This is a genomic window from Mycolicibacterium canariasense (assembly GCF_002101555.1).
Classification (GTDB): domain Bacteria; phylum Actinomycetota; class Actinomycetes; order Mycobacteriales; family Mycobacteriaceae; genus Mycobacterium; species Mycobacterium canariasense.
In genome coordinates, this window is record NZ_LQOL01000034.1 from 1 (window position 1) to 24605 (window position 24605).

Annotated in this window: 19 protein-coding genes and 1 tRNA gene; 12 read left to right on the plus strand and 8 right to left on the minus strand. The window is 66.5% G+C overall.

The window, feature by feature from the left end:
• The first annotated feature begins 103 nt into the window (after window positions 1-103).
• Together AWB94_RS06125 and AWB94_RS06130 are read left to right on the plus strand one after the other, a co-directional pair.
• Window positions 104-2275: a cellulase family glycosylhydrolase gene (locus AWB94_RS06125; RefSeq protein ID WP_085122400.1), complete on the plus strand. Its 2172-nt coding sequence runs from the start codon at window positions 104-106 to the stop codon at window positions 2273-2275.
• A 669-nt stretch (window positions 2276-2944) separates the two neighbouring features.
• Complete coding sequence (locus AWB94_RS06130) at window positions 2945-5029, plus strand: cellulase family glycosylhydrolase (RefSeq protein ID WP_165605386.1); 2085 nt, start codon at window positions 2945-2947, stop codon at window positions 5027-5029.
• Between the two features lie 150 nt (window positions 5030-5179).
• Here the strand turns inward: AWB94_RS06130 and AWB94_RS06135 are convergent.
• Window positions 5180-5256 (minus strand) — tRNA-Leu (locus tag AWB94_RS06135).
• Between the two features lie 126 nt (window positions 5257-5382).
• On the opposite strand from AWB94_RS06135, the gene AWB94_RS06140 reads away from it, so the two are divergent.
• The 6 genes from AWB94_RS06140 (at window position 5383) to AWB94_RS06165 (ending at window position 11327) form a co-directional block, all read left to right on the plus strand.
• Window positions 5383-5994, plus strand: coding sequence for a two-component system response regulator PdtaR (locus tag AWB94_RS06140; RefSeq protein WP_191262636.1), 612 nt, complete (start codon window positions 5383-5385; stop codon window positions 5992-5994).
• A 198-nt stretch (window positions 5995-6192) separates the two neighbouring features.
• Window positions 6193-7404: a branched-chain amino acid ABC transporter substrate-binding protein gene (locus AWB94_RS06145; RefSeq protein WP_062658999.1), complete on the plus strand. Its 1212-nt coding sequence runs from the start codon at window positions 6193-6195 to the stop codon at window positions 7402-7404.
• A gap of 90 nt (window positions 7405-7494) precedes the next feature.
• A complete protein-coding gene (locus AWB94_RS06150; RefSeq protein ID WP_062658998.1) occupies window positions 7495-8532 on the plus strand; it encodes a branched-chain amino acid ABC transporter permease in 1038 nt (345 codons plus the stop codon).
• A 29-nt stretch (window positions 8533-8561) separates the two neighbouring features.
• Window positions 8562-9755, plus strand: coding sequence for a branched-chain amino acid ABC transporter permease (locus AWB94_RS06155; protein ID WP_062658997.1), 1194 nt, complete (start codon window positions 8562-8564; stop codon window positions 9753-9755).
• 56 nt (window positions 9756-9811) lie between these two features.
• Window positions 9812-10600, plus strand: a complete 789-nt coding sequence (locus tag AWB94_RS06160; protein WP_234811643.1) for an ABC transporter ATP-binding protein — start codon at window positions 9812-9814, stop codon at window positions 10598-10600.
• On the plus strand, window positions 10587-11327 hold the full coding sequence (locus tag AWB94_RS06165) for an ABC transporter ATP-binding protein (RefSeq protein WP_062658996.1): 741 nt from the start codon (window positions 10587-10589) through the stop codon (window positions 11325-11327). The genes AWB94_RS06160 and AWB94_RS06165 overlap by 14 nt, the downstream gene beginning before the upstream one ends.
• Window positions 11328-11333: 6 nt before the next feature.
• Here AWB94_RS06165 and AWB94_RS06170 read toward each other — a convergent pair whose 3' ends face one another.
• From AWB94_RS06170 to AWB94_RS06190, 4 genes are all read right to left on the minus strand, one after another.
• Window positions 11334-11555 (minus strand): DUF167 domain-containing protein, encoded by a 222-nt coding sequence (locus tag AWB94_RS06170; RefSeq protein ID WP_234811640.1) that lies wholly within the window; start codon window positions 11553-11555, stop codon window positions 11334-11336.
• 853 nt (window positions 11556-12408) lie between these two features.
• Entirely contained in the window at window positions 12409-13605 is a 1197-nt protein-coding gene (locus AWB94_RS06180) for a lipid-transfer protein (protein WP_062658995.1), read from the minus strand.
• Window positions 13602-14042, minus strand: coding sequence for a Zn-ribbon domain-containing OB-fold protein (locus tag AWB94_RS06185; protein ID WP_062658994.1), 441 nt, complete (start codon window positions 14040-14042; stop codon window positions 13602-13604). The genes AWB94_RS06180 and AWB94_RS06185 overlap by 4 nt, the downstream gene beginning before the upstream one ends.
• A gap of 55 nt (window positions 14043-14097) precedes the next feature.
• On the minus strand, window positions 14098-15615 hold the full coding sequence (locus tag AWB94_RS06190; protein WP_062658993.1) for an Ig-like domain-containing protein: 1518 nt from the start codon (window positions 15613-15615) through the stop codon (window positions 14098-14100).
• Between the two features lie 296 nt (window positions 15616-15911).
• On the opposite strand from AWB94_RS06190, the gene AWB94_RS06195 reads away from it, so the two are divergent.
• Entirely contained in the window at window positions 15912-16262 is a 351-nt protein-coding gene (locus tag AWB94_RS06195) for a hypothetical protein (RefSeq protein ID WP_062658992.1), read from the plus strand.
• Here AWB94_RS06195 and AWB94_RS06200 read toward each other — a convergent pair.
• Both AWB94_RS06200 and AWB94_RS06205 read right to left on the minus strand, forming a co-directional pair.
• A complete protein-coding gene (locus AWB94_RS06200; RefSeq protein ID WP_062658991.1) occupies window positions 16256-16927 on the minus strand; it encodes an alpha/beta fold hydrolase in 672 nt (223 codons plus the stop codon). The two genes, AWB94_RS06195 and AWB94_RS06200, sit on opposite strands and share 7 nt — an antisense overlap.
• Window positions 16924-18045 (minus strand): FAD-dependent monooxygenase, encoded by a 1122-nt coding sequence (locus tag AWB94_RS06205; RefSeq protein ID WP_062658990.1) that lies wholly within the window; start codon window positions 18043-18045, stop codon window positions 16924-16926. The genes AWB94_RS06200 and AWB94_RS06205 overlap by 4 nt, the downstream gene beginning before the upstream one ends.
• 71 nt (window positions 18046-18116) lie before the next feature.
• Between AWB94_RS06205 and AWB94_RS06210 the strand changes: the two genes are divergently transcribed.
• Window positions 18117-19007 (plus strand): LysR family transcriptional regulator, encoded by an 891-nt coding sequence (locus tag AWB94_RS06210; protein ID WP_062658989.1) that lies wholly within the window; start codon window positions 18117-18119, stop codon window positions 19005-19007.
• Between the two features lie 4 nt (window positions 19008-19011).
• Window positions 19012-21726 carry a DNA polymerase I gene (gene polA / locus AWB94_RS06215; RefSeq protein WP_062659012.1) on the plus strand — a complete coding sequence of 905 codons (2715 nt, stop codon included), beginning with the start codon at window positions 19012-19014 and terminating at the stop codon, window positions 21724-21726.
• 64 nt (window positions 21727-21790) lie between these two features.
• On the opposite strand, the gene AWB94_RS06220 is transcribed toward polA, so the two are convergent.
• On the minus strand, window positions 21791-22942 hold the full coding sequence (locus tag AWB94_RS06220; protein WP_062658988.1) for a PrsW family intramembrane metalloprotease: 1152 nt from the start codon (window positions 22940-22942) through the stop codon (window positions 21791-21793).
• 148 nt (window positions 22943-23090) lie between these two features.
• Between AWB94_RS06220 and rpsA the strand changes: the two genes are divergently transcribed.
• Window positions 23091-24536: a 30S ribosomal protein S1 gene (gene rpsA / locus AWB94_RS06225; protein ID WP_062658987.1), complete on the plus strand. Its 1446-nt coding sequence runs from the start codon at window positions 23091-23093 to the stop codon at window positions 24534-24536.
• The last annotated feature ends 69 nt before the right edge of the window (window positions 24537-24605 follow it).

Here is a 24605-nt window from a genome sequence, read left to right on the forward strand (position 1 = left end):
CACACCCAGCCAACCAGACACCCCAATCACAGGCCGACAGCAGCTGACCGTTCTACACCCTCAATCATGAAGAGCCCGTATTGGGGTCCGTTCCGTAATTGGTTTGACCACCGCCGCCATTGTTGCGGCGACGGGCAGCCATTTCGTCATGCCTCGGGTTCAACCCGTCGTCGCGTACCAGATCGAGAACACCGCCGCGATCGACGACTCCCCGTCGACGGTGGGGATTTCCGAGGGCTCGGACTTCTATATCGCGATCAACAACGCCCTCGCAGCGCCGGACGCCGACCCGGTGGCGATCCTTGCCGAGGTGAACGCTCGCCTCCAGCAGATGCAGGACCTGGGTGTTGAGAACGTCCGGCTGCTGGTGCCGTGGGCCGGCGTGCAGCCGCTGGATCCGGCGCTCGGTTCACCCGCGGGCGACCCGAATTGGGGTGCCCTCGATCTGATCGTCAACGCCGCCCACGACAAGGGCATGGGCATTCTCGGTGTGCTCAACTCGACGCCGTGGTGGGCGACGGAATCGACTCCCATCAACGGTCAGCCGGCCGACTTCAACGAATTCGCCGACTTCGCCAAACAGGTGGCTCTGCGCTACGGCGAGAAGATCGGCGCCTACGAGGTCTGGAACGAGCCGAATGCGGCGTTCTTCTGGAACCCGGTCGATCCGGTCGACTACACCAACATGTTGAAGGTCACCTATACCAAGCTCAAAGAGGCGTCCGCTGAGCTCGGAGTGGATATCACGGTGATCGGTGCCGTCGTCGGCGCGGGGTTGACCAGGGGCGACTTGTCGATGAATCCGGTTGACTTCGTCCAGGCCATGTACAACGCCGGTGCCAACGGCTATTTCGACGCGCTTTCGTTCCACCCCTACAAGTACGACCTGAAATTCTCCGAGGGCGACACCGTGCCTTGGTACACCGACACACCGCTCTACCAGGCCCAGCAACTACGCGCTTTGATGGATTCCTATCTCGCGCCCGGTCAAGAGCAACTCAAGATGTGGATAAGCGAGTACGGACTGCCGACCAATGTGGTGTCTGAAGAACAGCAGCGCGATTACATCGTCGATTTTCTCAAGTACTGGCAATCCTTTGCAGGTGCCGGGCCGGTGTTCCTCTACACCACCCAGGACACGGCCAACCCTGGTGAAGACATTTACAACGACCAAGCGCATTTCGGGCTCTACAACGCCGATGGGTCGCCCAAGGCGATCGCGCTCATCCTCAAAGACCTGATCAAGTCCCTTCAGCCGGAAACCCCGACGAATCCGGTGTCGTCCTTGCTACAGATGCTCGGTCAGCTCATCAGTAATGTGCTGGCATTCGTCCCGAACCTCGTCAGCGCGGTCGTGACCTCGGTGGTGAATGCCGTCAAGCAGTTGTTCAGCGCCATCGGTGGATTGCTGGGCGGGCAGAGTGCCGTGACGACGAGCGCGCTCAGCGCGGCGCGCGCGGGCACCTCGATCGACGCGGCGATCGCCGAGGACGTCGCGCAGGACGCGGCGGTGGACGAGACGGCCGCCGCGGCTTCCGGCGAGCCGGCAGCGGACGAGAAGACCGTCGATGACAAGACCAAGGGCACGACCGAGGCGGTGAGCGCCGAGACGCAAGCCGCGGACGGCACCGTCGCCGAGGAGCCGGTTGCGGCGGAAGCCGTTGTCACGGAACCTGCCGTCACCGAGCCCGTGGTGACTGAGCCTGTGGTGACCGAGCCTGCTGTGACCGAACCTGTGGTCACCGAGCCCGCCGTGACGGAGCCCGTCGTGACCGAGCCCGAAACACCTGCTGCCACCGAGGAATCGGGGACGACGACCGAACCCGGGGAGACCGGCACGGAGACCGAACCCGCCAAGCCGGAGGCCAGCGAGCCCGAAGCCGCGAAGCCTGAGACCGCCAGTCCCGGGACCAAGCCGGAGACCTCGGCGCCCGAAACGAAACCGGACACCTCGACGTCCGAGGCGACCAAGCCCGACACGACGAAGCCAGAATCGACCAAGCCCGACACGACGAAGCCAGAATCGACCAAGCCCGGCACCGGCACGTCGGACTCGAGCAAGCCAGGTGCGTCCGAGCCGGACAGCCCCAAGCCGGGCAGCTCGACGGTGAAAACAGGTCACGGGGCCACCGCGCAAACGGGCCCGAAGCCCGGCGTCAGCGACAAGCCGCGCCACGGTGCGACGTCGACCCCAGCCGCGGCGACGCCGTCGCAGCGGGACAACGACGGGGCGAAGTCGGGCGCGGCATCGTCAGGAGCCGGCGGCTCCGAGTAGCAGGCGAGTGGAAATGAAGGGCCGCGGACCGCGCGGTCCTTCCGGCCAAAAGATCTGACCGGTGACGTGGACGGCAACGTAGTACGAGTCGGTCGGGTCGGCGCAGTCGCGGTGATGGATGGCCCTGTGCACCAGGCCGTGGCGGCCGCGACGAGTGCCGACGCCGAGACCGGCGCGCCGCTGCCGGGTGCTGGCAACGTTGTGCAGGTTGCCGACGACGCGGGGTGATCAGTCGAACGTATAACCGTGCACCGTTCTTTGCTGTCCGGTCTCGTGGCGGCAGGGCCCGTCTCTCGCCGAGTGCGAGAGGCGGCGATGGTCCCCGGATGCTGCGGATGAGAGAGGCGGCTCTCACCCGGCCGATTCTGGTGCTTGGACCGTCGGGCGCTACGGCTGGCGGCCACCGCGGGGGGGTGGGCGCCAACCCCGTGGAGTCCGACCGATCGCTGATTTTCGAAACGGTCAGATGTTTGCCAGAATTGCGTAATTCGGGCCAAACAATGACGTTCGGATCTTACTTTCCGGTAGGTCGATGCCTTTTGTCTCCGGCTTGCTGTCATTCGGCCCTTACCGTTCGGTAGGTATCGCCAGTGGCAGTTCCGCGTGGTTAATTTCCAGCAAAGTCAAAGCCACATCCCGATGGCTCGGCGGAAAACTGAGGTGATCAAAATGTTCGAGCGTATTCCAGTGAGGGGTCGCGGTATTGTGATCCGAGCCCTGGTGGGTTTGACCGCCGCGTCGGTTATTGCCGCAACCGGCAGCCATTTCGTGATCGACGACCGAAAGCGGCTCGATACGAACCAGATCAAGCTGACCGCCGCGATTGACGACTCGTCCTCGACGGTAGGGATCTCGGATTCCAACCTATACTTCAGCACCGATATCGACGCGGTAAACGCCCAACTCGACCTCATGAAGTCGTTGGGTGTCACCAACGTGCGGATCATGATCCCCTGGGCGGGCGTACAGCCGGCGGACCCTGACCTCGGTTCGCCGTGGGGCGATCCGCAGTGGGGCCAGGTCGACATGATCGTCAACGCTGCCCGCGCGAAGGGCATGGGCATCCTGGGGGTGCTCAACTCGACGCCCTGGTGGGCGACGGAATCGACTCCGATCAACGGTCATCCGGCCGATGTCAACGAGTTTGCGGCCTTTGCCAAGTCGGTGGCGCTTCGCTACGGCGACGCCATCCAGGCGTACGAAGTCTGGAATGAGCCGAACGCGTTCTTCTTCTGGAACCCGGTCGATCCGGTCCAATACACCAACATGCTCCAGGTCACCTATGTCGCGCTCAAGCAGGCATCCGTCCAGATCGGGGTGCCGATCACCGTAATCGGAGCCGTCGTCGGCGCCGGCCTAACATGGGGCGATCTGACGATGAATCCCGTCGACTTCGTTCAAGCGATGTATGCGGCGGGGGCGAACGGATATTTCGACGCCTTATCTTTCCATCCATACAAATATGACTTGAAGTTTTCCGAAGGCAACACCGTTCCCTGGTATCCGCAAACACCTCTGTATCAGGTCGAGCAATTGCGGCAACTGATGGATTCCTATCTCGCACCCGGCCAGGAACAACTCAAGATCTGGATTAGCGAGTACGGTCTGCCCACAAATCGCGTCTCGGAAGATCAACAGATGGCATACATCCAGGATCTCGTCGAGTATTGGCAGACATTTTCTGGAGCTGGTCCAATTTTCCTGTACACCACGAAGGACACCGCAGCGCCGAACGAAGACCTCGCCAACGACGAGGCGCACTTCGGACTGTTCAACTCCGACGGCTCACCGAAAGCCGTTGCGCTCATTCTCAGACAGCTCATCGAATCGTTGCAGTCGTCGTCTCCGACCGATCCCCCCGTCCCGTCGATGCTCGACATGCTCGGGCAGCTCATAAAGAATGCGCTGGCCTTCATCCCGAACATCGTCGTGTCGGTGGTCAAGTCGGTGGTGAACGCTGTTGCCCAGCTATTCAAGGCGATCGGTCAGCTGGTATCGGGTCTGACCGGCCAGACCCTGGCGCCAGCTACCACCTTCAGCGCCGCCCGGGTGAGTGGCGGCAGCGCCCTCACCGCGGACGACTCGTCGGCCGGCGGCGTGGTCGGCGATCCTGCCGCCGTCGATGCATCCCCGACCGAGGCGACCGCCGCTGATGATCCGGCCACCACCGGTGAAGCCGAGACGACCGAGTCGTCGGGACCGCAGCAGCTTGCGACATCCGAGGACGTCGTGACGGCCAGTGCGGAGCAGGCTCCCGTCGCCGAGGAGCCGGCGACGTCGGCTCCGATGACCTCGCTTGGCCTGGCGAGCGCGGAGCCTGCCGGGACGATTACTGCAGCCGAGCCGGCTGAATCAGCCGATCCGGCGACGTCGCCGGAATCGGGTGAGGCCGCCGCTTCCGGCGCCGACACTACGGTCGCAGCCGAAAAAGCGGACGCGACAACGGTTTCCGGTTCGAAGGTCGATACAGCCAAGGCCGATACCGGCAAAGTCCGCACCGGCAAGGTCGGCATCCCGAAGCCGGCCGTCGCGCAGCCCGACGGTGCGACCGCCGGGAAGGATGCAACAGGTTCGACAGGTTCGGCTACCAAGCCGCGGCATCCGGTGCGCGACGGCAAGTCCGAAGCCGCGCCGAAGCCTGTCACAGGGGACGTGCCCCGGACCGCCGTCACAGGAGCACCGCCGGTGAACTCGTCGCACCGAGAGAACGCCGGTGCGGCGTCAGCCGCTACGGGCGGCGCCGCCGCAGAGTAGCCGATCTGACCGTTCCACCAGTGTTGGGCCGCGCTCGGCGCGGCCCAACACTGTGCGAGTGATCCTGTCGGCGGAACGTCGGGCGGTCACCGGTAGAGGTCCGCTTTGCCGGCCTCGGTGGCTGAGCGACCCGATGCTGGCTGGTATTTCTGGTGCCCTCGGTGAGATTCGAACTCACACTGCACGGGTTTTGAATCCGTTTCCTCTGCCAGTTGGGATACGAGGGCAGTACTGCTGCGGACTCCCACCATAGAGGATGCCGACACCGGCTCTTGCGACCAGGGACCCCCGCCGCGACGCGCCCATTCACCCCGAGGTCGCTGTCCGGCTACTCTCACGCGACAATGTCTGACATGACCGACGCTCCCGCTCCACGCCGCGTCCTCGTCGCCGAGGACGAAGCACTGATCCGACTCGACCTGGCCGAAATGCTGCGCGAGGAAGGCTATGAGGTCGTCGGGCAGGCCGGGGACGGCCAGGAAGCGGTGGATCTGGCCGAAAGCCTCAAACCCGACCTGGTGATCATGGACGTCAAGATGCCGCGGCGCGACGGTATCGACGCCGCCTCGGAGATCGCCGCCAAGCGCATCGCACCCATCGTCATCCTGACCGCCTTCTCGCAGCGCGAACTCGTCGAGCGGGCCCGCGACGCCGGCGCCATGGCCTATCTGGTCAAACCGTTCTCCATCACCGACCTGATCCCGGCCATCGAGGTCGCCGTCAGCCGGTTCAGTGAGATCAGCGCGCTGGAGAGCGAGGTCGCCAACCTGTCCGACCGGCTGGAGACGCGCAAGCTGGTCGAGCGGGCCAAGGGTTTGCTGCAGGCCAACCAGGGGATGACCGAGCCCGAAGCGTTCAAATGGATCCAGCGGGCGGCGATGGACCGGCGCACCACCATGAAGCGGGTTGCCGAGGTGGTGCTGGAAACCCTCGACACGCCCGGCGGCGAATCCTCGTCTGCCTGATCGCTGTGGCCCAGCTGGGTTAACACTGCGTTTCCGGTCTGCTGCTATCGCCTGCTCGCGACGCCGACGCGCAATGGCCAATCCTTCAACATCACGCAACGCGGCGACCGGTTGGCTAGTGTCTACCCGAAGCGTCAGCGACCGGCCCACCTGGCCGAATCGTTGATGCCGTCGAAATCCATGACCCGGAGGTGAAGCGTGCGCGGTCGCGTGGCACGGAATGCATTTGCGCTCGGTGGTGCTGGCCTGCTGGTACTCGGTATTGCCGGGTGCAACCAGTCCGCCCCCGAACAGGGCACGTCCAAGGCGGACCTGAAGATCGTCGAGCAGGTCCAGATCGACGAGAACGGCGCGGAGGTCAAGACCGCAAGCGGCGCCGCCCCGGCCGATCCCGCCGGTGACGGCAAGGCCACCTGCCCGCCCGTGTCCATCGCGATGGCCGGCGCGCTCAACGGCCCGGACGCCGCGCTCGGCATCAACATCAAGAACGGCGTGCAGCTGGCGATCGACAAGCACAACGCCGCCAACCCGGGCTGCCAGGTGCAGCTCAAGCCGTTCGACACCGAGGGTGACCCGCAGAAGGCAACGGCCATCGCCCCGCAGATCGTCGACGACCAGTACACCATCGGCCTGGTCGGTCCGGCCTTCTCCGGCGAGACCAAGGCCACCGGCACGGTGTTCGACCAGGCCGGCCTGGTCGCCGCCACCGCGTCAGCCACCAACCCGACGCTCAGCCAGAACGGCTGGAAGACCTTCTTCCGCGGCCTGGCGAACGACGCCGTGCAGGGCCCGTCGGTGGCCAACTACTTGAAGAACACGTTGGGCTTCAAGAAGATCTGCGTCATCGACGACAGCACCGACTACGGCCTCGGTCTGGCCACCGCGGTGCGCGAGACCCTGGGCCCGGTCGCCGATCCGGGCTGCAACATCTCGGTGAAGAAGGGCGACAAGGACTTCTCCGCCACGGTCACCCAGGTCAAGGGTGTCAGCCCGGACGCCGTGTTCTACGGCGGCTACTACTCCGAGGCGGCCCCGCTGGTCCAGCAGCTGCGCGACGGCGGCTACACCGGCGTCTTCTCTTCGGCCGACGGCACCAAGGACCCGGAGTTCGTCAAGCAGGCTGGCGAGGCCTCCAAGGACGCCATCCTGGCGTGCCCGTGCGGCCCGGCCACCGGCACCTTCGCCGAGGAGTACAAGAAGAAGTTCAACACCGACGCGGGCACCTACAGTGCGGAGGGCTATGACCTCGGCACCATCCTGCTCAAGGGCATCGACTCGGGCGCCATCACCCGGCCGGCGCTGCTGGACTTCGTGAAGAAGTACAACGGTCAGGGCATTGCCCGTAACTACCAGTGGACCGACAAGGGTGAGCTCACCACCAACCTGATCTGGATCTTCAAGGTCCAGTAGGGACTTGCTGACGGAACGCGTCCGGGACCCCGGTTCCGGACGCGTTCTTGTTCCAGACAGCCGCACCAGCGATCAGGAGTTCGCCACCGGATGACCCCCGACTGCATCGGTCAGTACGTCTGCACCGCAGCCAATATCAACTTCAACGTCGACAACCTGGTGAACGGGTTCGGCCAGTTGACCATTGACGGACTGTCGTGGGGGGCGATCTACGCGCTCGTGGCGGTCGGCTACACCCTCGTGTTCGGTGTGCTGCGGTTGATCAACTTCGCCCACTCCGAGATCTTCATGCTCGGCATGTTCGGCGCCTACTTCGCGCTCGACATCATCCTGGGCTTCACCCCGAGTGGCACGCCCTACAACAAGGGCATCGCGCTGACGGTGCTGTATCTGGCGATCGCCATGGTGGTCGCCATGCTGGTCTCGGGTGCGGCCGCGGTCGGGCTGGAGGTGGTGGCTTACCGGCCGCTGCGCAAACGCAATGCCCGGGCACTGACCTTCCTGATCACCGCGATCGGCATGTCGTTCGTGCTGCAGGAGTTCGTGCACTTCGTGTTGCCCAAGATCATCACGGGCTACGGCGGCAGTAACGCCCAGCAGCCGATCATCTTGGTACAGCCCAAGACTCAGTTCACGATCTTCGGGGCCACCGTCTCCAACGTGACCATCGTGATCGTCGTCGCGGCGCTGGTGCTGGCGGTGCTGACCGATATCGCGATCAACCGCACCAAGTTCGGCCGCGGTATCCGCGCCGTCGCGCAGGATCCCACCACCGCGACGTTGATGGGGGTGTCCCGGGAACGGGTCATCATGACGACGTTCCTCATCGGTGGTCTGCTCGCCGGTGCCGCCGCGTTGCTCTACATCATGAAACTGCCGCAGGGCATCATCTACTCGGGCGGATTCCTGTTGGGTATCAAGGCATTCTCGGCCGCGGTGCTCGGTGGCATCGGTAACCTGCGCGGCGCCTTGCTCGGCGGTCTGATCCTGGGCGTCATGGAGAACTACGGTCAGGCGCTGTTCGGCACGCAATGGCGCGACGTGGTTGCCTTCGTGCTGCTGGTTCTGGTGTTGCTCATCCGGCCGACAGGCATACTCGGTGAGAGCCTGGGGAAGGCGCGCGCATGAGCCGGGCGAGAAGCGGAGCGGGATCGCGCATGAACGACGATCAGCAGACGACGGGGTGGCGTCGCACCGTGCTGGCCCCCGGAGATGGCCTGCGCCAGTGGTGGTCCGAACTCAGTCGGCCGATGAAGTGGATCTTCGGTGTGGTGCTGTTCGTGGTCGTCGGGCTACTGCCGTTGTACACACCTGGCTTCCTGGACACCCCGGGTATCAGCTTCGGTGGCACCATGGCCCAGTTCGCCATGGTCGCCATCATCGCGATCGGCCTGAATGTCGTGGTGGGGCAGGCCGGCCTGCTCGACCTGGGCTACGTGGGGTTCTACGCCGTCGGCGCCTACACAGTGGCGCTGCTCACCAGCCCGGACAGCCCATGGAACAAGGTCGGCCCGGAGGGCTTCTTCAGCAAGGACTGGGCCTGGCTGTCCTGCGTGCCGATCGCGATGGCGGTGACGGCGCTGGCCGGCCTGATCCTCGGCACTCCGACACTGCGGCTGCGCGGCGACTATCTGGCCATCGTCACGCTCGGCTTCGGTGAGATCATCCGGCTGCTCGCCGACAACCTCACCGACATCACCAACGGCCCGCGCGGGCTCAACGAGATCGCCTACCCGCGGTTGGGGGAGAACGAGCACCTCCCCAATGGTGTGTTCTCCAGCGGTAATTCCGGTGGTGACGCGAACTACGGCACCTGGTGGTTCTGGCTGGGACTGGTGCTGATCGTCATCGTGCTGCTGCTGGTCGGCAACCTGGAACGCAGCCGGGTGGGCCGCGCCTGGGTGGCCATCCGCGAGGACGAGGACGCCGCCGAAGTCATGGGCGTCAACACCTTCAAGTTCAAACTGTGGGCCTTCGTCATCGGCGCGGCCATCGGTGGCCTGTCCGGTGCGCTGTATGCCGGGCAGGTGCAATACGTCGCGCCGCCGACGTTCAACATCATCAACTCGATGCTGTTCCTGTGTGCGGTGGTGCTCGGTGGACAGGGCAACAAGCTGGGCGTCATCTTCGGCGCCTTCATCATCGTGTACCTGCCCAACCGCCTGCTCGGCGTGCATTTCCTGGGCATCAACCTGGGTGACCTGAAATATCTGTTCTTCGGCCTGGCGCTGGTGGTGCTGATGATCTTCCGCCCGCAGGGCCTGTTCCCGGTGCGCCAGCAGTTGTTGGCGTACGGCAAGTCCGCGCGGAATCTGCTCAGCAAGGCCGACGACTCGAAGGCGGCAGCGTGACCACCCCCGACATCGACGTGGAAATCGACGAGGAAAAGGCTGCCCTGCACCGCGACATGAAGGCGGCCGAGGGTGAGAAGCTGCTGGAGACAAAGGATCTCACCGTGAAGTTCGGCGGCCTCACCGCACTGGATGCGGTGTCGTTCGACATCCGGCGTGGCGAGATCCTGGGTCTCATCGGCCCCAACGGGGCCGGCAAGACCACCTGCTTCAACGCCATCACCGGTGTCTACCGGCCCAGCTCGGGCAGTGTCACGTTCGACGGCGCCCCGCTGGGCAAGATCAAACGCAACCAGATCACCCGCCGCGGTATTGCCCGCACCTTCCAGAACATCCGGCTCTGGGGCGAGATGACCGCGCTGGAGAACGTGGTGGTCGGCACCGACGCCCGGCACCAGACCTCGGTGCCCGGTGCGCTGTTCCGCACCCCGCGGCACCGGCGCGAGGAGAAGGACGCCATCGAGCGGGCGGCGGCACTGCTCCAGTTCGTCGGCATCGCCCACCGTGGTGAGGAAAAGGCCAAGAACCTGTCCTACGGGGATCAGCGCCGCCTGGAGATCGCCCGCGCCCTGGCCACCGAACCGAAGTTGTTGTGCCTGGACGAGCCGGCGGCGGGATTCAACCCCAGCGAGAAGGCAGCGCTGGTCGACCTGATCCGGGCGATCCGGGACGACGGTTACACCGTGCTGCTGATCGAGCACGATATGCGCCTGGTCATGGGCGTGACCGATCGCATCGTGGTGCTGGAGTTCGGGCGCAAGATCGCCGACGGGCTGCCCGCCGAGATCCGCGAGGACCCCAAAGTCATTGCCGCCTACCTGGGAGTGCCCGATGACGAGCTCTGATCCGCGCCCGGTGCTGCTGGAGGTCCGCGACGTCGTCGTGCACTACGGCAGAATTCAAGCGCTGCACGGTGTTTCGCTGGTGGTGCACGAGGGTGAGCTGGTCACCCTGCTGGGCTCCAACGGTGCGGGCAAGACCACCATGATGCGGGCCATCTCGGGCCTGCGGTCGCTGACGTCGGGTTCGGTGTGGTTCGACGGACAGGATGTCTCCAAGGTCAAGGCGCACCAGCGGGTGGCGCAGGGGCTGATCCAGGCCCCGGAGGGGCGCGGGGTGTTTCCCGGGATGACGGTGGTCGAGAACCTCGAAATGGGTTGCTATGGACGTAAATTCCCGTCCAAGAAGGACCATGACGAGCGACTGGATTGGGTGCTGACGACGTTCCCGCGGCTGGCCGAGCGGCGCAGCCAGGTCGGTGGCACGCTGTCCGGCGGCGAGCAGCAGATGCTGGCCATCGGCCGCGCCTTGATGGCCCGGCCCAAGGTGCTGCTGCTCGACGAACCGTCGATGGGGTTGGCCCCCATGGTGATTTCGCAGATCTTCCGGATCATCTCCGAGATCAACAGTCAGGGCACTACGGTGCTGCTGGTCGAGCAGAACGCCCAGCAGGCGCTCAGTCGGTCCGATCGGGCCTACATCCTGGAGACCGGGGCCGTGACGCGCAGCGGCGACGCCCGCGAACTGCTCAAGGACGACAGCATCCGGGCGGCGTATCTCGGGGTGGCCTGAACCGCGTCAGGGTGTCACGCGAAATCGTTTCACCCGCGCGCCGGCTCCCGACACCAGTTGCAGCCGGGTCTTGGGGACACCGAGGTGTGCGGCAAGCAGCTTGATGACCGCCTCGTTGGCTTTGCCGTCGACGGCGCGCTCCTGCACATAGATGGTCAGCGCCCCGTCGGCATCCGTCTGCACCAGCGGGCCCTTCTTGCTGCCGGGCTTGACGTTGACGGTGATCACGGCCGCCGAGTCTAGTGCCGCGGTACGGAGCAGCTCTGCGACGCCGGCGACACAGCGTCGACACAGAAAGCTCATATCCGGCCATAGCCTGCTCATGGCTCACGCTGATGTACCCCCGCGAGAATCGATTTCGGTTGGGACTCGGTGAACGGAGCACATGAACCCATGAACATAGGCGTCAAAGTGGCGGCGAGCTCGGCTGTCGTGGCCGGTCTGACCGCCGGAGTGCTGTTCGGTGGAGCAGCTGTGGCGACCGCGGCGCCGCAGTGCCCACCGGGAGTGCAGAACTGCCAGGGCGGTGGGCCGGGCGGTCCCGGTGGGCCGGGCGGCCCTGGCGGCCCCGGCAGGCATGACGACGGTCCCGGTGGTCCCGGAGGGCCGGGCGGTCCTGGTGGGCCGGGAGGCCCCGCTGGTCCGGGTGGACCTGACAACGGTCCCGGCGGCCCGGGTGGTCCGGGCTGGCATGACAACGGTCCCGGCGGCCCTGGTCGACCTGATAATGGCCCGGGTGGTCCCGGTGGCGGGCCGCAGCACGACGGAACCCCGGGGTGGCATCCCGATCGGCCGCCGGCGTTGCCGCCCGGCCAATTCGACCGCCCCGCACCTCCGGATGGTGACCCCGCGTGGGGATGGGGGCCGGGGCAGGGCGACGTGCCGATCTGGGCTCACGAACGGCCTGCGCCACCGTGGTGGGCGCCGTTTGCCCGCGTCTTCTGGTCAGATGTGCGCAATTCGTGGGGCTTCTGGTGGGGTCCGTTCTGGTTCCCCGCCTGACCCGACCGACCGAACGTGAACTCGTGCCGGTGAATCCGCGAGGATTTCGCGCCCGAGTTCACGTTCGGCGCAGGGATGGCTAGCGGGCGACGATCACCGACGAGCCGTGCCCGAACAAGCCCTGGTTGGCGGTCACGCCGACCTTGGCGCCCTCGACCTGGCGGCCGGTGGCCTGACCCTTGAGCTGCCAGCTGAGTTCGCACACCTGCGCGATGGCCTGCGCCGGAATGGCTTCCCCGAAACTGGCCAGCCCGCCCGAGGCGTTGACCGGGATCCGGCCGCCGATCGTGGTGGCGCCGCTGCGCAGCAGCCCTTCGGCCTCGCCCTTGGGGCACAGACCCAGGTGTTCGTACCAGTCCAACTCCAGGGCGGTGGACAGGTCGTACACCTCGGCCAGGCTGACGTCCTCGGGGCCGATCCCGGCCTCGGCGTAGGCGGCGTCGAGGATCTGGTCCTTGAATACCCGGTCCGGACCCGGTACCACCGCGGTGGAATCGGTTGCGATATCCGGCAATTCGGGAAGATGCTGTGGGTATTGCGGGCTTTGCAGGCTCACCGCGCGCACCGACGGGACACCTTCGACCGATCCGAGGTGCTTCTCGGCGAAGGACTTGCTGGCCACGATCAGCGCGGCGGCACCGTCAGAGGTGGCGCAAATGTCCAGCAGCCGAAGCGGATCCGACACCACCGGGCTGGCCAGCACGTCCTCGACGGTGGCCTCCTTGCGGTAGCGCGCGTTGGGGTTGTTCAGCCCATGTTTGGCGTTCTTGACCTTCACGTTCGCGAAGTCTTCGACGGTGGCGCCGTAGAGGTCCATCCGGCGCCGGGCCAGCAGCGCGAAGTACACGGTGTTGGTGGCGCCGATCAGGTGGAATCGCTGCCAGTCCGGATCGTTCTTGCGTTCCCCGCCGACCGGGGCGAAGAAGCCTTTGGGCGTGGTGTCGGCGCCGATCACCAGCGCGACATCGCAGAACCCCGCCAGAATCTGCGCCCGAGCGCTCTGCAGCGCCTGCGACCCGCTGGCGCACGCCGCGTAACTGGAGGTGACGGGCACACCGTTCCAGCCCAACTTCTGGGCGAAGGTCGCGCCGGCGACGAATCCCGGATAGCCGTTGCGGATGGTGTCCGCACCGGCGACCAACTGGATCTGGCGCCAGTCCAGGCCGGCTTCGGCGAGCGCGGCGCGGGCGGCGACCACGCCGTACTCGGTGAAATCGCGACCCCATTTGCCCCAGGGGTGCATGCCCGCACCGAGGATGTATACAGGCTCACTCATTGCGCGATCCTCCAGGCGTGGGTCGTCCGGACGACGCCGTCGTCGTCGGTGTAGAGCGGCATCGTGGTCAGCTCCATCTCCATGCCGACCGCGAGATCGGCCGCCAAGGTGCCCTCGACCACCTTGCCGAGCACGATCAAGCCTTCGTCGGCCAGCTGCACCGCGGCCACCGCGAACGGCTCGAACGGGTCGGGCGACGGGTACGGCGGCGGGGGTGCGTAGCGGTTCTCGGTGTAGCTCCACAGGGTGCCGCGCCGCGACAGCGGAACCTGCTCCAGCACGTCGCTGTCACATGCCGGGTTGGGGCAGTTGTTGGCCCGCGGCGGGAAGACGTACGTCGCGCACTGCGGGCACTTGGCCCCGATCAGGTGGGTGGCGCCGGCGTCGTCGGTGGCGAACCACCCTTCGACGGCGGGTTGCGAGGATGCTGCTGGCACGAGGCTCAGCGTACCCAGTTCCGACGCAAAACTGAAACGTGTTGCAGTTTGACGATCAGGTGCTGGTGGGTGGAACGACGGGACCGATGGGCACGCGGATGGAAGCTCCACTTATGGCCCAGGTCAACGCGTCGTAGGGCGGCCAGGAGTAGCTGTAGGAGGGGACCAGGGCTCGCGCAAAATTGCCCAGCGTCGATTGCACGATGAAGTCCTGGATCTGCGGGAGGCCGTGGAAGTGGTCGTTGGCGTTCGTCTCGACCGCCGAGACGAAGAGCGAGAACACCGAGTTCGGCGTCGTCAACGCGGCCTCCGACGGGATGAACGTGTAGGTATAGGTGCCGTTGCCATGATCGGTATAGGTGATGGTGCCGTTGCGCGTCGGGGTCAGATTGACTTGTAGCGGGTCGCCGTCGATATCGGTCGCGGTGATCTGACCCGTATAGCTGCCGTCGGCGTTCTTGGTGGGTGCGCTCATGGTCACGGTGGGGAGGGTGTTGTTGAACGTTCGGTTGAACCATCCCTGCAGGCCGTAGACCAACGTGGTCAGCGGGTCGGTGAATGCGGTGGCGGTGGGGGCCGACGCGGCGGTCAGCTTCGCCGATACCTTCACGCCCGCAGTCGGATCGGTGTTGCCCCACGGCACGCCGGGGACGGTGGCGCGCGTGGTGGCGTAATCAGGTGCGCTGTACGGCGGGTAGTGCAGCTGCCCGAATGCATTGTGCAGGGCGGTCTGCACCACTTGCCCGATGATCTGGCCGAACCCGTGGTAGTGCTTGTCGGCGTTCGCCTCCACCACGGTGACCCCGATGGCGTCGCTGGTGGGTCGGGTCAGGGCGTAATCGGACGGGGTGATCGTGTAATGGCCGCTCTGGTCGACGGTCACGGTGCTGCCGTCGTAGGGCCGGACCACCGAGTAGACCAGGGGGTCGCCGTCCTTGTCGGTGGCCATCACCTGTCCGGAGTAGGTGCCGTCGGAGTTCAGCGTCGGTGCGCTGACGCTGACGATCCTCGGCTTGTTGTTGAAGTACTGGACCTGGATGGCGTGCCCCCAGGATTGGACGGCGGCGATGATGCCGGCCAAGGGATTGGTGGGTGCCGTGGTGGCCGCCGGTGTGGCCGCGGCCTTGGCTGTCACCGCCACTTTCGGGGTGCTGCTCGCGGCTGCCGACTGCACCGCTGGGGTGGTGTCGGGCTTGGTGGTGGCGGCACGTTTGACGGTGCTGTCCTGCGTTGTGCGGGTGGGGTTTTCGTCACCGGCAGACGTCGCGGCGGAGTCGGCGCCCGGTTTCGTGTCGGGTTTGGTGTCGGTCCGGTGCCGCGGCTTCTTCTTCGGCGCCGAGGTGGTGTTCTGCGCCGGCGTCGTCGACGTGGCCTCGTGCGACGGGGTCGTGGAGGCCGAGTCATGGTTCGTGGCGCCGGACGAGTTGGACGCCCCGCCGGAGCCCTCCGCGTCGGCGTTGGCCACCGCCGCGCCGGTGGTGAGTGCGGCACCGATGCCCAGCGTGATCGCGCCGGCGCCCAGCCATGCCGTCACCGCGGGTTTGGCGCGCTCGCTGCGATGCCGTCCACCCATGTCAGATCCCTCCCCGAAGGGATTATTGCTCTAGCCAAATACCATGCGCGTCGGGCTGGAGCAACGATTTCATCCGACGTTTCCGTTGTCGTCGGAAACCGGAATGCCTGACTTGTCGTGGGCAAATATCGGTGATAACGGGACTTTTCGCTCGATGCAGGGGGCAATGGTCATTGCAATGGCAAAGAGTTCGGGTGTTGCTCGGGCCGGTGCTTGTTGGGATCGGTAGCCGCCGGACACCGGTGAGCTCATGGGCAAGCCGGGCCAGTGGGGCACCGGGGAAACGGAGTATTGCCATGGGATTCTTCGACAAGGCCAAAGAGAAGGCCAGGGAAGCCGCAGCCGCCGCGCAGCAGGGTTTGCACCAGCCGATCGACACCGCGATCTTCGGCGGGCCCTCGAATCGGCCGGTGGGCGCCGACGATCCGATCTGGGCGCCCATCAACGGAATATCGCTCGATGACTACGCCGCGTTGGCGCGGGACGCGCGGGCGCGCCGAATCACCGATGAGGCCGGCATGATCGCGCTCGCCCAGGATCGGGGCTGGGATCCGGCTGACACCAAGGCCGCCTTGGACGGTTGGGTGCAACGGATGGGTCAGTCGATGGCCGTCGGTCAGAGGTTCCGCCAACTGCTCGGCTACTGAGCGGCTACCGCGCACAGGATGCGCACCAGATCATCGCGGTTGTCCCGCATCAGATTGTGGGCGCCGTCGAGGGCATGGGTCACCCAGGTCGGGTCGGTGCGCAGTCGTTCGAAGGTGGGCGTGAACGGGGATTCGGCCGGCCACCGCTTGGCGTATACGTAGTCGCGCCGGCGGAAGGCGGACAGGTCTGCCCGCAGACGCACCGGTTGCATCAACGCGGCCAACGGGTGCGCCGTCGCGCGCGGATCGAAGAACGGCAAGGGCGGCACCCCGTAGCCGGTTGCGTCGACACTCGTATACCACTGGCGCTGTTCGTCGTTGGTCAGGGTCCAGCACGACTCGCCGTCGCGCGGCACGAAGGCGTCCAGGTACACCAGCGAATCGACCCGGGCGCGGGCGCGATCGGCCACCGCGGTGCACACCATGCCGCCGTAGCTGTGCCCGACCAGCACGGCGTCGGACACCCGGTGGGCCTCGAGTTCGGCCAGCACATCGGCGATGTGGGTCTCCAGGTTCACCCCGGCGTGCAACAGATGCGCCCGCTCGGCGACACCGGTGAGCGTCGGCGCGATCACCCGGTGGCCGCGTTCACGTAGTGCGGCGGCCATGTCGTCGAAACACCAGCCGCCGTGGCAGGCGCCGGGGATCAGGACGAAGGTGGTCATCGGGAGCTCCTGTCTGCGAGGGTTTTCCGCCGGTAATCGGCAGTCACCCGGGCCAGGTCTTCGGCCGAGCTGCCGTGCATTTCGCGGTTGGCGTGTACCACGGCGGTGGTCTCTGGGATACGCCGCGCCTGGTAGCCGGCCAGACCGCGTCCCGATGCCAGCTCATCGGCCAGTGCCCGGGCATCGAGGATGGCCTGCGAGCCGCCGTTGGCGCCCACCGGATACATCGGGTGCGCGGCGTCGCCGAGTAGGGTCACCCGATCGGTTCCCCAGTGCGACAACGGTTCCCGATCCACCATCGGATACTGGAACACTGCACCCGTTGCGGTGACCAGCCGCTCGGTGTCCAGCCAGTCCAGTTGCCAATCAGCCATCCGGGCACACACCTGGGCCGGGTCCGCGGTGGTGTTCCAGCCGGCATCACCGGGCAGCGGTCCCGGCGCCGACTCGACGACCTGGAGCACCCAGTTCACCAGTCCGCCGCCGAGGGGATAGGTGACCAGTTCGACACCGTCGGGACCTTTGACGATCGCCATGGTGCGCCCGTCCAGGAACGCCGGCATGTGCCCTGCGCCGCGGAACATCCGCACACCGGACCACAACAGGGGATCGGGACCGCCGTGCAGCAGGGACCGGACCCGCGAATGGATCCCGTCCGCACCGACCAGGATGTCGGCGCGGAACTCCCCGGTCCGGGTGCCCACCACGACGCCGTCCTCCGATTCGGTGACACCGGTGACCGCGGCGCCGGTGCGCACGGCGTCGCGGCCCAATCGGTCGAGCACGGCGTCCAGCAGCAGCATCTGCAGGCGCCCGCGGTGCACCGAACACTGCGGATAGCCGTAGCCGCCCTCGATGCCGCGCGGTTCGCGGAACAGGAGGGTGCCATCCGGGCGGTAGAAGTCGATGACAGCCGGGGTGGCCGACATGGCCAGCAGTTGGTCGCCCAGCCCGAGTCCGTCCAGTTCGCGCACCGCGTGCGGCAGCAGGTTGATACCGACGCCGAGGGCACGAAGCTGGCGCGTGGACTCCAGGACGGTCACGTCGATCCCGGCCGCGTGCAGGGTGAGCGCCGCGCTGAGGCCGCCGATGCCGGCTCCTGCGATGAGAATCTTCACGTCTCAAGATTGCGTGGACCTGGTGCTATACGTCCAATACCATCTGCGCTGGAAAACTATAATCATCCGTTATGGAACTTCGGCAGCTCGAGTACTTCGTCGCCGTCGTCGAAGAGGCCAACTTCACCAGGGCCGCGCAACGGATGCTGGTCGCCCAGCCGGCCGTCAGCACGCAGGTCGCGCGATTGGAGCGCGAGCTGGGCCAGCCGCTGCTGGACAGGTCCCGCCGGGAGGTACGGCTCACCGCCGCCGGACAGGCCGTGCTTCCTTTTGCCCGGGCGGCGCTGCGCGCGGTCCGGCAAGCCCGCACCGCCGTCGACGAACTCGCCCAGCTGGTCCGTGGTGTGGTCACCATCGGCACCGTCACCTCGCACAACGTCGACATGCCGCAGCTGCTCGCCGACTATCACCACGCTCATCCGGGTGTCGAGATCATGTTGTCCACCGACACCTCCGACGCCCTGATCGACGGGGTGCGCGCCGGCCGCCTCGACGTGGCGATCGCCTCGGTGGGTGCCGACGAGGTCCCCGACGGCCTTGCGGTGCTGCCCACCACCGAGCAGGTGATCGACGCCGTGGTCGGTGTGGACGACCCGTGGGCCCGGCGCCGCACGGTCGGCCTGGCGGCGCTGGCGGACCGGCCGCTGATCTCGCTGCCCGTCGGTGGCGGCATCCGCCGCCAGTTCGACATCGCGTGCGCGGAGGCCGGGGTGTCCCCGCGGGTGGCGTTCGAGGCCGCCACCCCGGAGGCGTTGGCCGATCTGGCCGCGCGCGGCTTGGGGGTGGCCATCGTGCCGCGCTCGGTGTCGCGGGCGCGCCGCGACGTGCACGCCATCGCGATCGTGCCGGAGCTCCGGGGCCGGCTGGTGCTGGCCTGGCGGGCCGACGGGCCGGTCAGCCCGGCCGCCCGGGCACTCGTGGACATGGCCCGGGAACTGCTGGGCGTCGGGGGTGGTGAATAGAGTGATGTCCGTGAGTTCAACCGCGACGGACACGCAGTCATCTTCGAAGCCGACCCTGATGCTGCTGGACGGCAACTCACTGGCATTCCGGGCGTTCTATGCGCTGCCGGCGGAGAACTTCAAGACGCAGGGCGGCTTGACCACCAACGCGGTCTACGGGTTCACGGCCATGCTGATCAACCTGCTGCGCGACGAACAACCCAGCCACGTGGCCGCCGCGTTCGACGTGTCGCGCAAGACCTTCCGCAAGGACAAGTACCCGGAGTACAAGGAGGGGCGCTCGGCCACCCCCGACGAGTTCCGCGGCCAGATCGACATCACCAAAGAGGTGCTGAACGCGCTCGGCATCACGGTGCTGGCCGAGGAGGGCTTCGAGGCCGACGACATCATCGCGACCCTGGCGACCCAGGCGCAGGACACCGGGTACCGGGTGCTCGTGGTCACCGGCGACCGGGATTCGCTGCAGTTGGTCAGCGACGACGTCACCGTGCTGTACCCGGTCAAGGGTGTGAGCGAGCTGACCCGGTTCACCCCGGAAGCCGTCCAGGCCAAGTACGGGCTCACGCCCACCCAGTACCCCGACTTCGCCGCGCTGCGCGGTGACCCGAGCGACAACCTGCCCGGCATTCCCGGCGTGGGGGAGAAGACCGCCACCAAGTGGATCGTCGAACACGGCTCGCTGCAGGCGCTGGTCGACAATGTCGATCAGGTCAAGGGCAAAGTCGGAGATGCGTTGCGCGCCAACCTCTCCCACGTCGTGCTCAACCGTGAGCTGACTGAGCTGGTCAAGAACGTGCCGCTGGCGCAGACGCCGGACACGCTGCGGATGCTGCCGTGGGATCGCGACCACATCCACCGGCTGTTCGACGACCTGGAATTCCGGGTGCTGCGGGACCGCCTTTTCGACACGCTGAGTTCCGCCGATCCCGAGGTGGACGCCGGTTTCGAGGTGCGCGGCGGTGTGCTGCCCTCCGGAGAGCTGGCGGCCTGGCTCGCCGAGCACAGCAACGGCCGCCGGTTCGGCCTGGCGGTGGTGGGCACCCACAAGGCCTTCGATTCCGATGCCACGGCGCTGGCCATCGCCTCGGCCGACGGTGAGGGCTGCTACCTGGACACCGCGACGCTGAGCCCCGAGGACGAGGCGGCGCTGGCGTCCTGGCTGGCCGATCCGGGGCCGCCCAAGGCGGTGCACGAGGCCAAACTTGCCATGCACGACTTGGCCGGCCGCGGCTGGACGCTGCGCGGTGTCACCTCCGACACCGCGTTGGCCGCCTACCTGGTGCGGCCCGGCCAGCGCAGCTTCTCCCTCGACGATCTGTCGCTGCGCTACCTGAAGCGCGAGCTGCGCGCGGAAGATACCGGGCAGCAACAACTTTCGTTGCTCGATGACACCGACGGCGTCGACGAGCAGGCGGTGCAGACGCTGCTGCTGCGCGCTTCGGCGGTGGGCGATCTGGCCGACGCGCTGGACGAGGAACTGGCCCGCATCGACTCGTCCTCCCTGCTGGACCGGATGGAGCTGCCGGTGCAGCGGGTGCTGGCCGAGCTGGAAGACACCGGCATCGCCGTGGACATTGCGCATCTGCAAGAGCTGCAGAGCGAGTTCGGCGATCAGATCCGTGACGCCGCCGAGGCGGCCTACTCCGTGATCGGCAAGCAGATCAATCTCGGCTCGCCCAAACAGCTGCAGGTGGTGCTGTTCGACGAGCTGGAAATGCCCAAGACCAAGAAGACCAAGACCGGGTACACCACGGATGCCGATGCGCTGCAATCGCTGTTCGACAAGACCGGCCACCCGTTCCTGCAGCACCTGCTGGCGCACCGGGATGCCACGCGGCTGAAAGTCACCGTCGACGGTCTGCTGGCGTCGGTCGCCTCCGACGGTCGCATTCACACCACCTTCAACCAGACCATCGCCGCCACCGGCCGGCTGTCGTCCACCGAGCCGAACCTGCAGAACATCCCCATTCGTACCGAGGCCGGCCGGCGCATCCGGGACGGCTTCGTGGTCGGCGCGGGCTTCGCCGACCTGATGACCGCCGACTACAGCCAGATCGAGATGCGCATCATGGCGCATCTGTCCGGGGATGCGGGGCTCATCGAGGCGTTCAACACCGGTGAGGACTTGCACTCGTTCGTCGCGTCGCGGGCATTCGACGTGCCGATCGACGAGGTCACCCCGGAGCTGCGGCGCCGGGTGAAGGCGATGTCCTACGGCCTGGCCTACGGTCTGAGCGCCTACGGCCTGTCGGCCCAGCTGAAGATCAGCACCGAAGAGGCCAAGCTCCAGATGGACCAGTACTTCGCGCGGTTCGGCGGCATCCGCGACTATCTGCGTGACGTCGTCGACCAGGCCCGTAAGGACGGCTATACCTCCACGGTGCTGGGCCGCCGCCGTTATCTGCCCGAGTTGGACAGCAGCAACCGCAACGTGCGGGAGGCCGCCGAACGTGCCGCGCTGAACGCACCGATCCAGGGCAGCGCGGCCGACATCATCAAGGTGGCGATGATCAACGTCGACGCGGCGATCAAGTCGGCCGGCCTCAAGTCGCGGATGCTGTTGCAGGTGCACGACGAATTGCTGTTCGAGGTGGCCGACGGCGAGCGGGACACGCTGGAGGCGCTGGTGCGTGAGCACATGGGCGGGGCCTATCCGCTGGACGTTCCGTTGGAGGTGTCGGTGGGTTACGGCCGCAGCTGGGACACCGCGGCGCACTAGCGCCGCGTGTCGATGGGGCGGCGCACTAGCGCCGCGTGTCGATGGGGTGGCGCACTAGCGCCGATCAGTGCACGCGGTAGTTGGTCAGCCAGCCCAGTGCCGGTGCCGAGGCCCGGGCGCCATGCACCCAGTACGCCTCCTCGTTGAGCAGTGCCTGGACTCTGGCGTCGCCGAAGCCGCGGTCGATCCGATCCCGGACGAACGCCAGCTCGACCACCTGGGCGGCGAAGTCACGCACCGCGCGGCCGGCGGCCTTGCCGTGGTGGCGGGTGACCTCGGCGATCGCGTGCTTGCGGCCGCGCAGCGACCCGAGCCAGGTGGCCTCGTTGGCGGTGATCAGGCCGGCCGCCACCATCCCCGGCAGCTTGTCCGCCACCACCCGCTGCTCCCGCCTGCGGCTGTACACGCCGAGTGCGATCGCCAGCGCGAAGATCGGCACCATCCACAGCACGTACACCGCGAAGTAGGCCTCGATGCCCAGCAGCGACGACCCGTTCCACAGCATGTGCATCAGCACCGCGGCCCCGTAGCCCAGGCCGATGCAGGCCACCTTGCCGGTCGCGCCGCGCTGCCGGAGCGCGAAGTACACGCCGATCCCGGTGAAGGTGGTGAACAGCGAGTGCGCGAACGGGGCCATCACCAGGCGCAGCGCGGCGGTCAGCAGCGACGTGGCCACCGATTCACCGTTCGCGATGTAGAGGATGTCCTCCAACCAGGCGAAACCGGCGCCGACCAGGCCCGCGTACACCAGGCAGTCGGTCAGTGAGTTCAGCTCGTTGCGGCGCCTCCCGGTCATCATGACCAGCAGGAACAGGCCCTTGGCGGCTTCCTCGATGAGCGGGGCGCGGATCGCGGTGGATTCGAAGCCCTCCGGCAGACCGCCGATCGGGGTGACCGCCGCATCGGCCCACAGTTCGAAGATCAGCGAGACCACGATCGCCAGTGAGGCGCCCCAGATGAACGCCAGTTGCAGCAGCCGCGTCGGCTCCGGCTCCCAGCGGTCCAGCCACAGATAGCTCAGCACCACGACGGTGATGGCGACGGTGGACAGCACGAAGCCGATCGCGGTCCCGACGGGGTTGGCCAGCGTCAACAGGATGATCAGCAGCCCGGTGATCGTGCCGAGGCCGATCAGCACCGCCAGCGGGGCGCCGACGGCGCGGGCCCGGCGTGGCCACGGCGGTATCGGCGGGTGCGGCAGATGGGGTGGGTGCACGTCAGCAGGTTAACCGGGTTTGGCCAGCGTGCACCCGGTCGAGTACGCTTTGGAAGTACCTGTGTGTCCGTCGGTTCGGTGGACGCCCCAGGAACACAACAATCATCATCTGTCCCTACGATTCAACCTGTCCGGAGCAACCCACCACATGCCAAGTCCCTCCGTCACGTCCCCGCAGGTAGCCGTCAACGACATCGGCTCCGCGGAAGACTTCCTCGCCGCCATCGACAAGACCATCAAATACTTCAACGATGGCGACATCGTCGAAGGGACCATCGTCAAGGTGGACCGCGATGAGGTCCTGCTCGACATCGGCTACAAGACCGAAGGTGTCATTCCTTCCCGCGAACTTTCCATCAAGCACGACGTCGACCCCAATGAGGTCGTTTCCGTGGGCGATGAGGTCGAAGCCCTGGTCCTCACCAAGGAGGACAAGGAAGGCCGTCTGATCCTCTCCAAGAAGCGTGCGCAGTACGAGCGCGCCTGGGGCACCATCGAGGAGCTCAAGGAGAAGGACGAGGCCGTCAAGGGCACCGTCATCGAGGTCGTCAAGGGCGGCCTGATCCTCGACATCGGCCTGCGCGGCTTCCTGCCCGCCTCCCTGGTCGAGATGCGTCGTGTCCGCGATCTGCAGCCGTACATCGGCAAGGAGATCGAGGCCAAGATCATCGAGCTGGACAAGAACCGCAACAACGTGGTGCTGAGCCGCCGCGCCTGGCTGGAGCAGACCCAGTCCGAGGTGCGCAGCGAGTTCCTCAACCAGCTCACCAAGGGCGCCATCCGCAAGGGTGTGGTGTCCTCGATCGTCAACTTCGGCGCGTTCGTCGATCTCGGCGGTGTCGACGGCCTGGTGCACGTCTCCGAGCTGTCCTGGAAGCACATCGATCACCCGTCCGAGGTGGTTCAGGTGGGCGACGAGGTCACCGTCGAGGTGCTCGACGTCGACATGGACCGCGAGCGGGTTTCGCTGTCGCTCAAGGCGACTCAGGAAGACCCGTGGCGCCACTTCGCCCGCACCCACGCCATCGGCCAGATCGTGCCGGGCAAGGTCACCAAGCTGGTGCCGTTCGGTGCGTTCGTCCGCGTCGAAGAGGGCATCGAGGGCCTGGTGCACATCTCGGAGCTCTCCGAGCGCCACGTCGAGGTCCCGGACCAGGTGGTCCAGGTCGGCGACGACGCGATGGTCAAGGTCATCGACATCGACCTGGAGCGCCGCCGGATCTCGCTGAGCCTCAAGCAGGCCAACGAGGACTACACCGAGGAATTCGACCCGTCGAAGTACGGCATGGCCGACAGCTACGACGAGCAGGGGAACTACATCTTCCCCGAGGGCTTCGACGCCGACACCAACGAGTGGCTCGAAGGCTTCGACAAGCAGCGCACCGAGTGGGAAGCCCGGTACGCCGAGGCCGAGCGTCGTCACAAGATGCACACCGCTCAGATGGAGAAGTTCGCCGCTGCCGAGGCCGAAGAGGCAGCTCGCCCGACGTCCTCGTCGTCGGCCAGCCGCTCGGAGGGTGAGTCCGCCGGTGGTTCGCTGGCCAGCGACGCCCAGCTCGCCGCGCTCCGCGAGAAGCTCGCGGGCAACGCGTAACCGTTCTGCACGAGAAACTCCCCGGCTGGTTTCAGCCGGGGAGTTTCTCGTTGTGGCACATGCACATAT

Coding starts and splice junctions, on each gene's coding strand:
- AWB94_RS06130 (WP_165605386.1), top strand. CDS start 2,945: ATGTTCGAGCGTATTCCAGTGAGGGGTCGCGGTATTGTGATCCGAGCC.
- AWB94_RS06140 (WP_191262636.1), top strand. CDS start 5,383: ATGACCGACGCTCCCGCTCCACGCCGCGTCCTCGTCGCCGAGGACGAA.
- AWB94_RS06150 (WP_062658998.1), top strand. CDS start 7,495: ATGACCCCCGACTGCATCGGTCAGTACGTCTGCACCGCAGCCAATATC.
- AWB94_RS06155 (WP_062658997.1), top strand. CDS start 8,562: ATGAACGACGATCAGCAGACGACGGGGTGGCGTCGCACCGTGCTGGCC.
- AWB94_RS06160 (WP_234811643.1), top strand. CDS start 9,812: ATGAAGGCGGCCGAGGGTGAGAAGCTGCTGGAGACAAAGGATCTCACC.
- AWB94_RS06165 (WP_062658996.1), top strand. CDS start 10,587: ATGACGAGCTCTGATCCGCGCCCGGTGCTGCTGGAGGTCCGCGACGTC.
- AWB94_RS06180 (WP_062658995.1), bottom strand. CDS start 13,605: ATGAGTGAGCCTGTATACATCCTCGGTGCGGGCATGCACCCCTGGGGC.
- AWB94_RS06190 (WP_062658993.1), bottom strand. CDS start 15,615: ATGGGTGGACGGCATCGCAGCGAGCGCGCCAAACCCGCGGTGACGGCA.
- AWB94_RS06195 (WP_062658992.1), top strand. CDS start 15,912: ATGGGATTCTTCGACAAGGCCAAAGAGAAGGCCAGGGAAGCCGCAGCC.
- AWB94_RS06200 (WP_062658991.1), bottom strand. CDS start 16,927: ATGACCACCTTCGTCCTGATCCCCGGCGCCTGCCACGGCGGCTGGTGT.
- AWB94_RS06210 (WP_062658989.1), top strand. CDS start 18,117: ATGGAACTTCGGCAGCTCGAGTACTTCGTCGCCGTCGTCGAAGAGGCC.
- polA (WP_062659012.1), top strand. CDS start 19,012: ATGTCCGTGAGTTCAACCGCGACGGACACGCAGTCATCTTCGAAGCCG.
- rpsA (WP_062658987.1), top strand. CDS start 23,091: ATGCCAAGTCCCTCCGTCACGTCCCCGCAGGTAGCCGTCAACGACATC.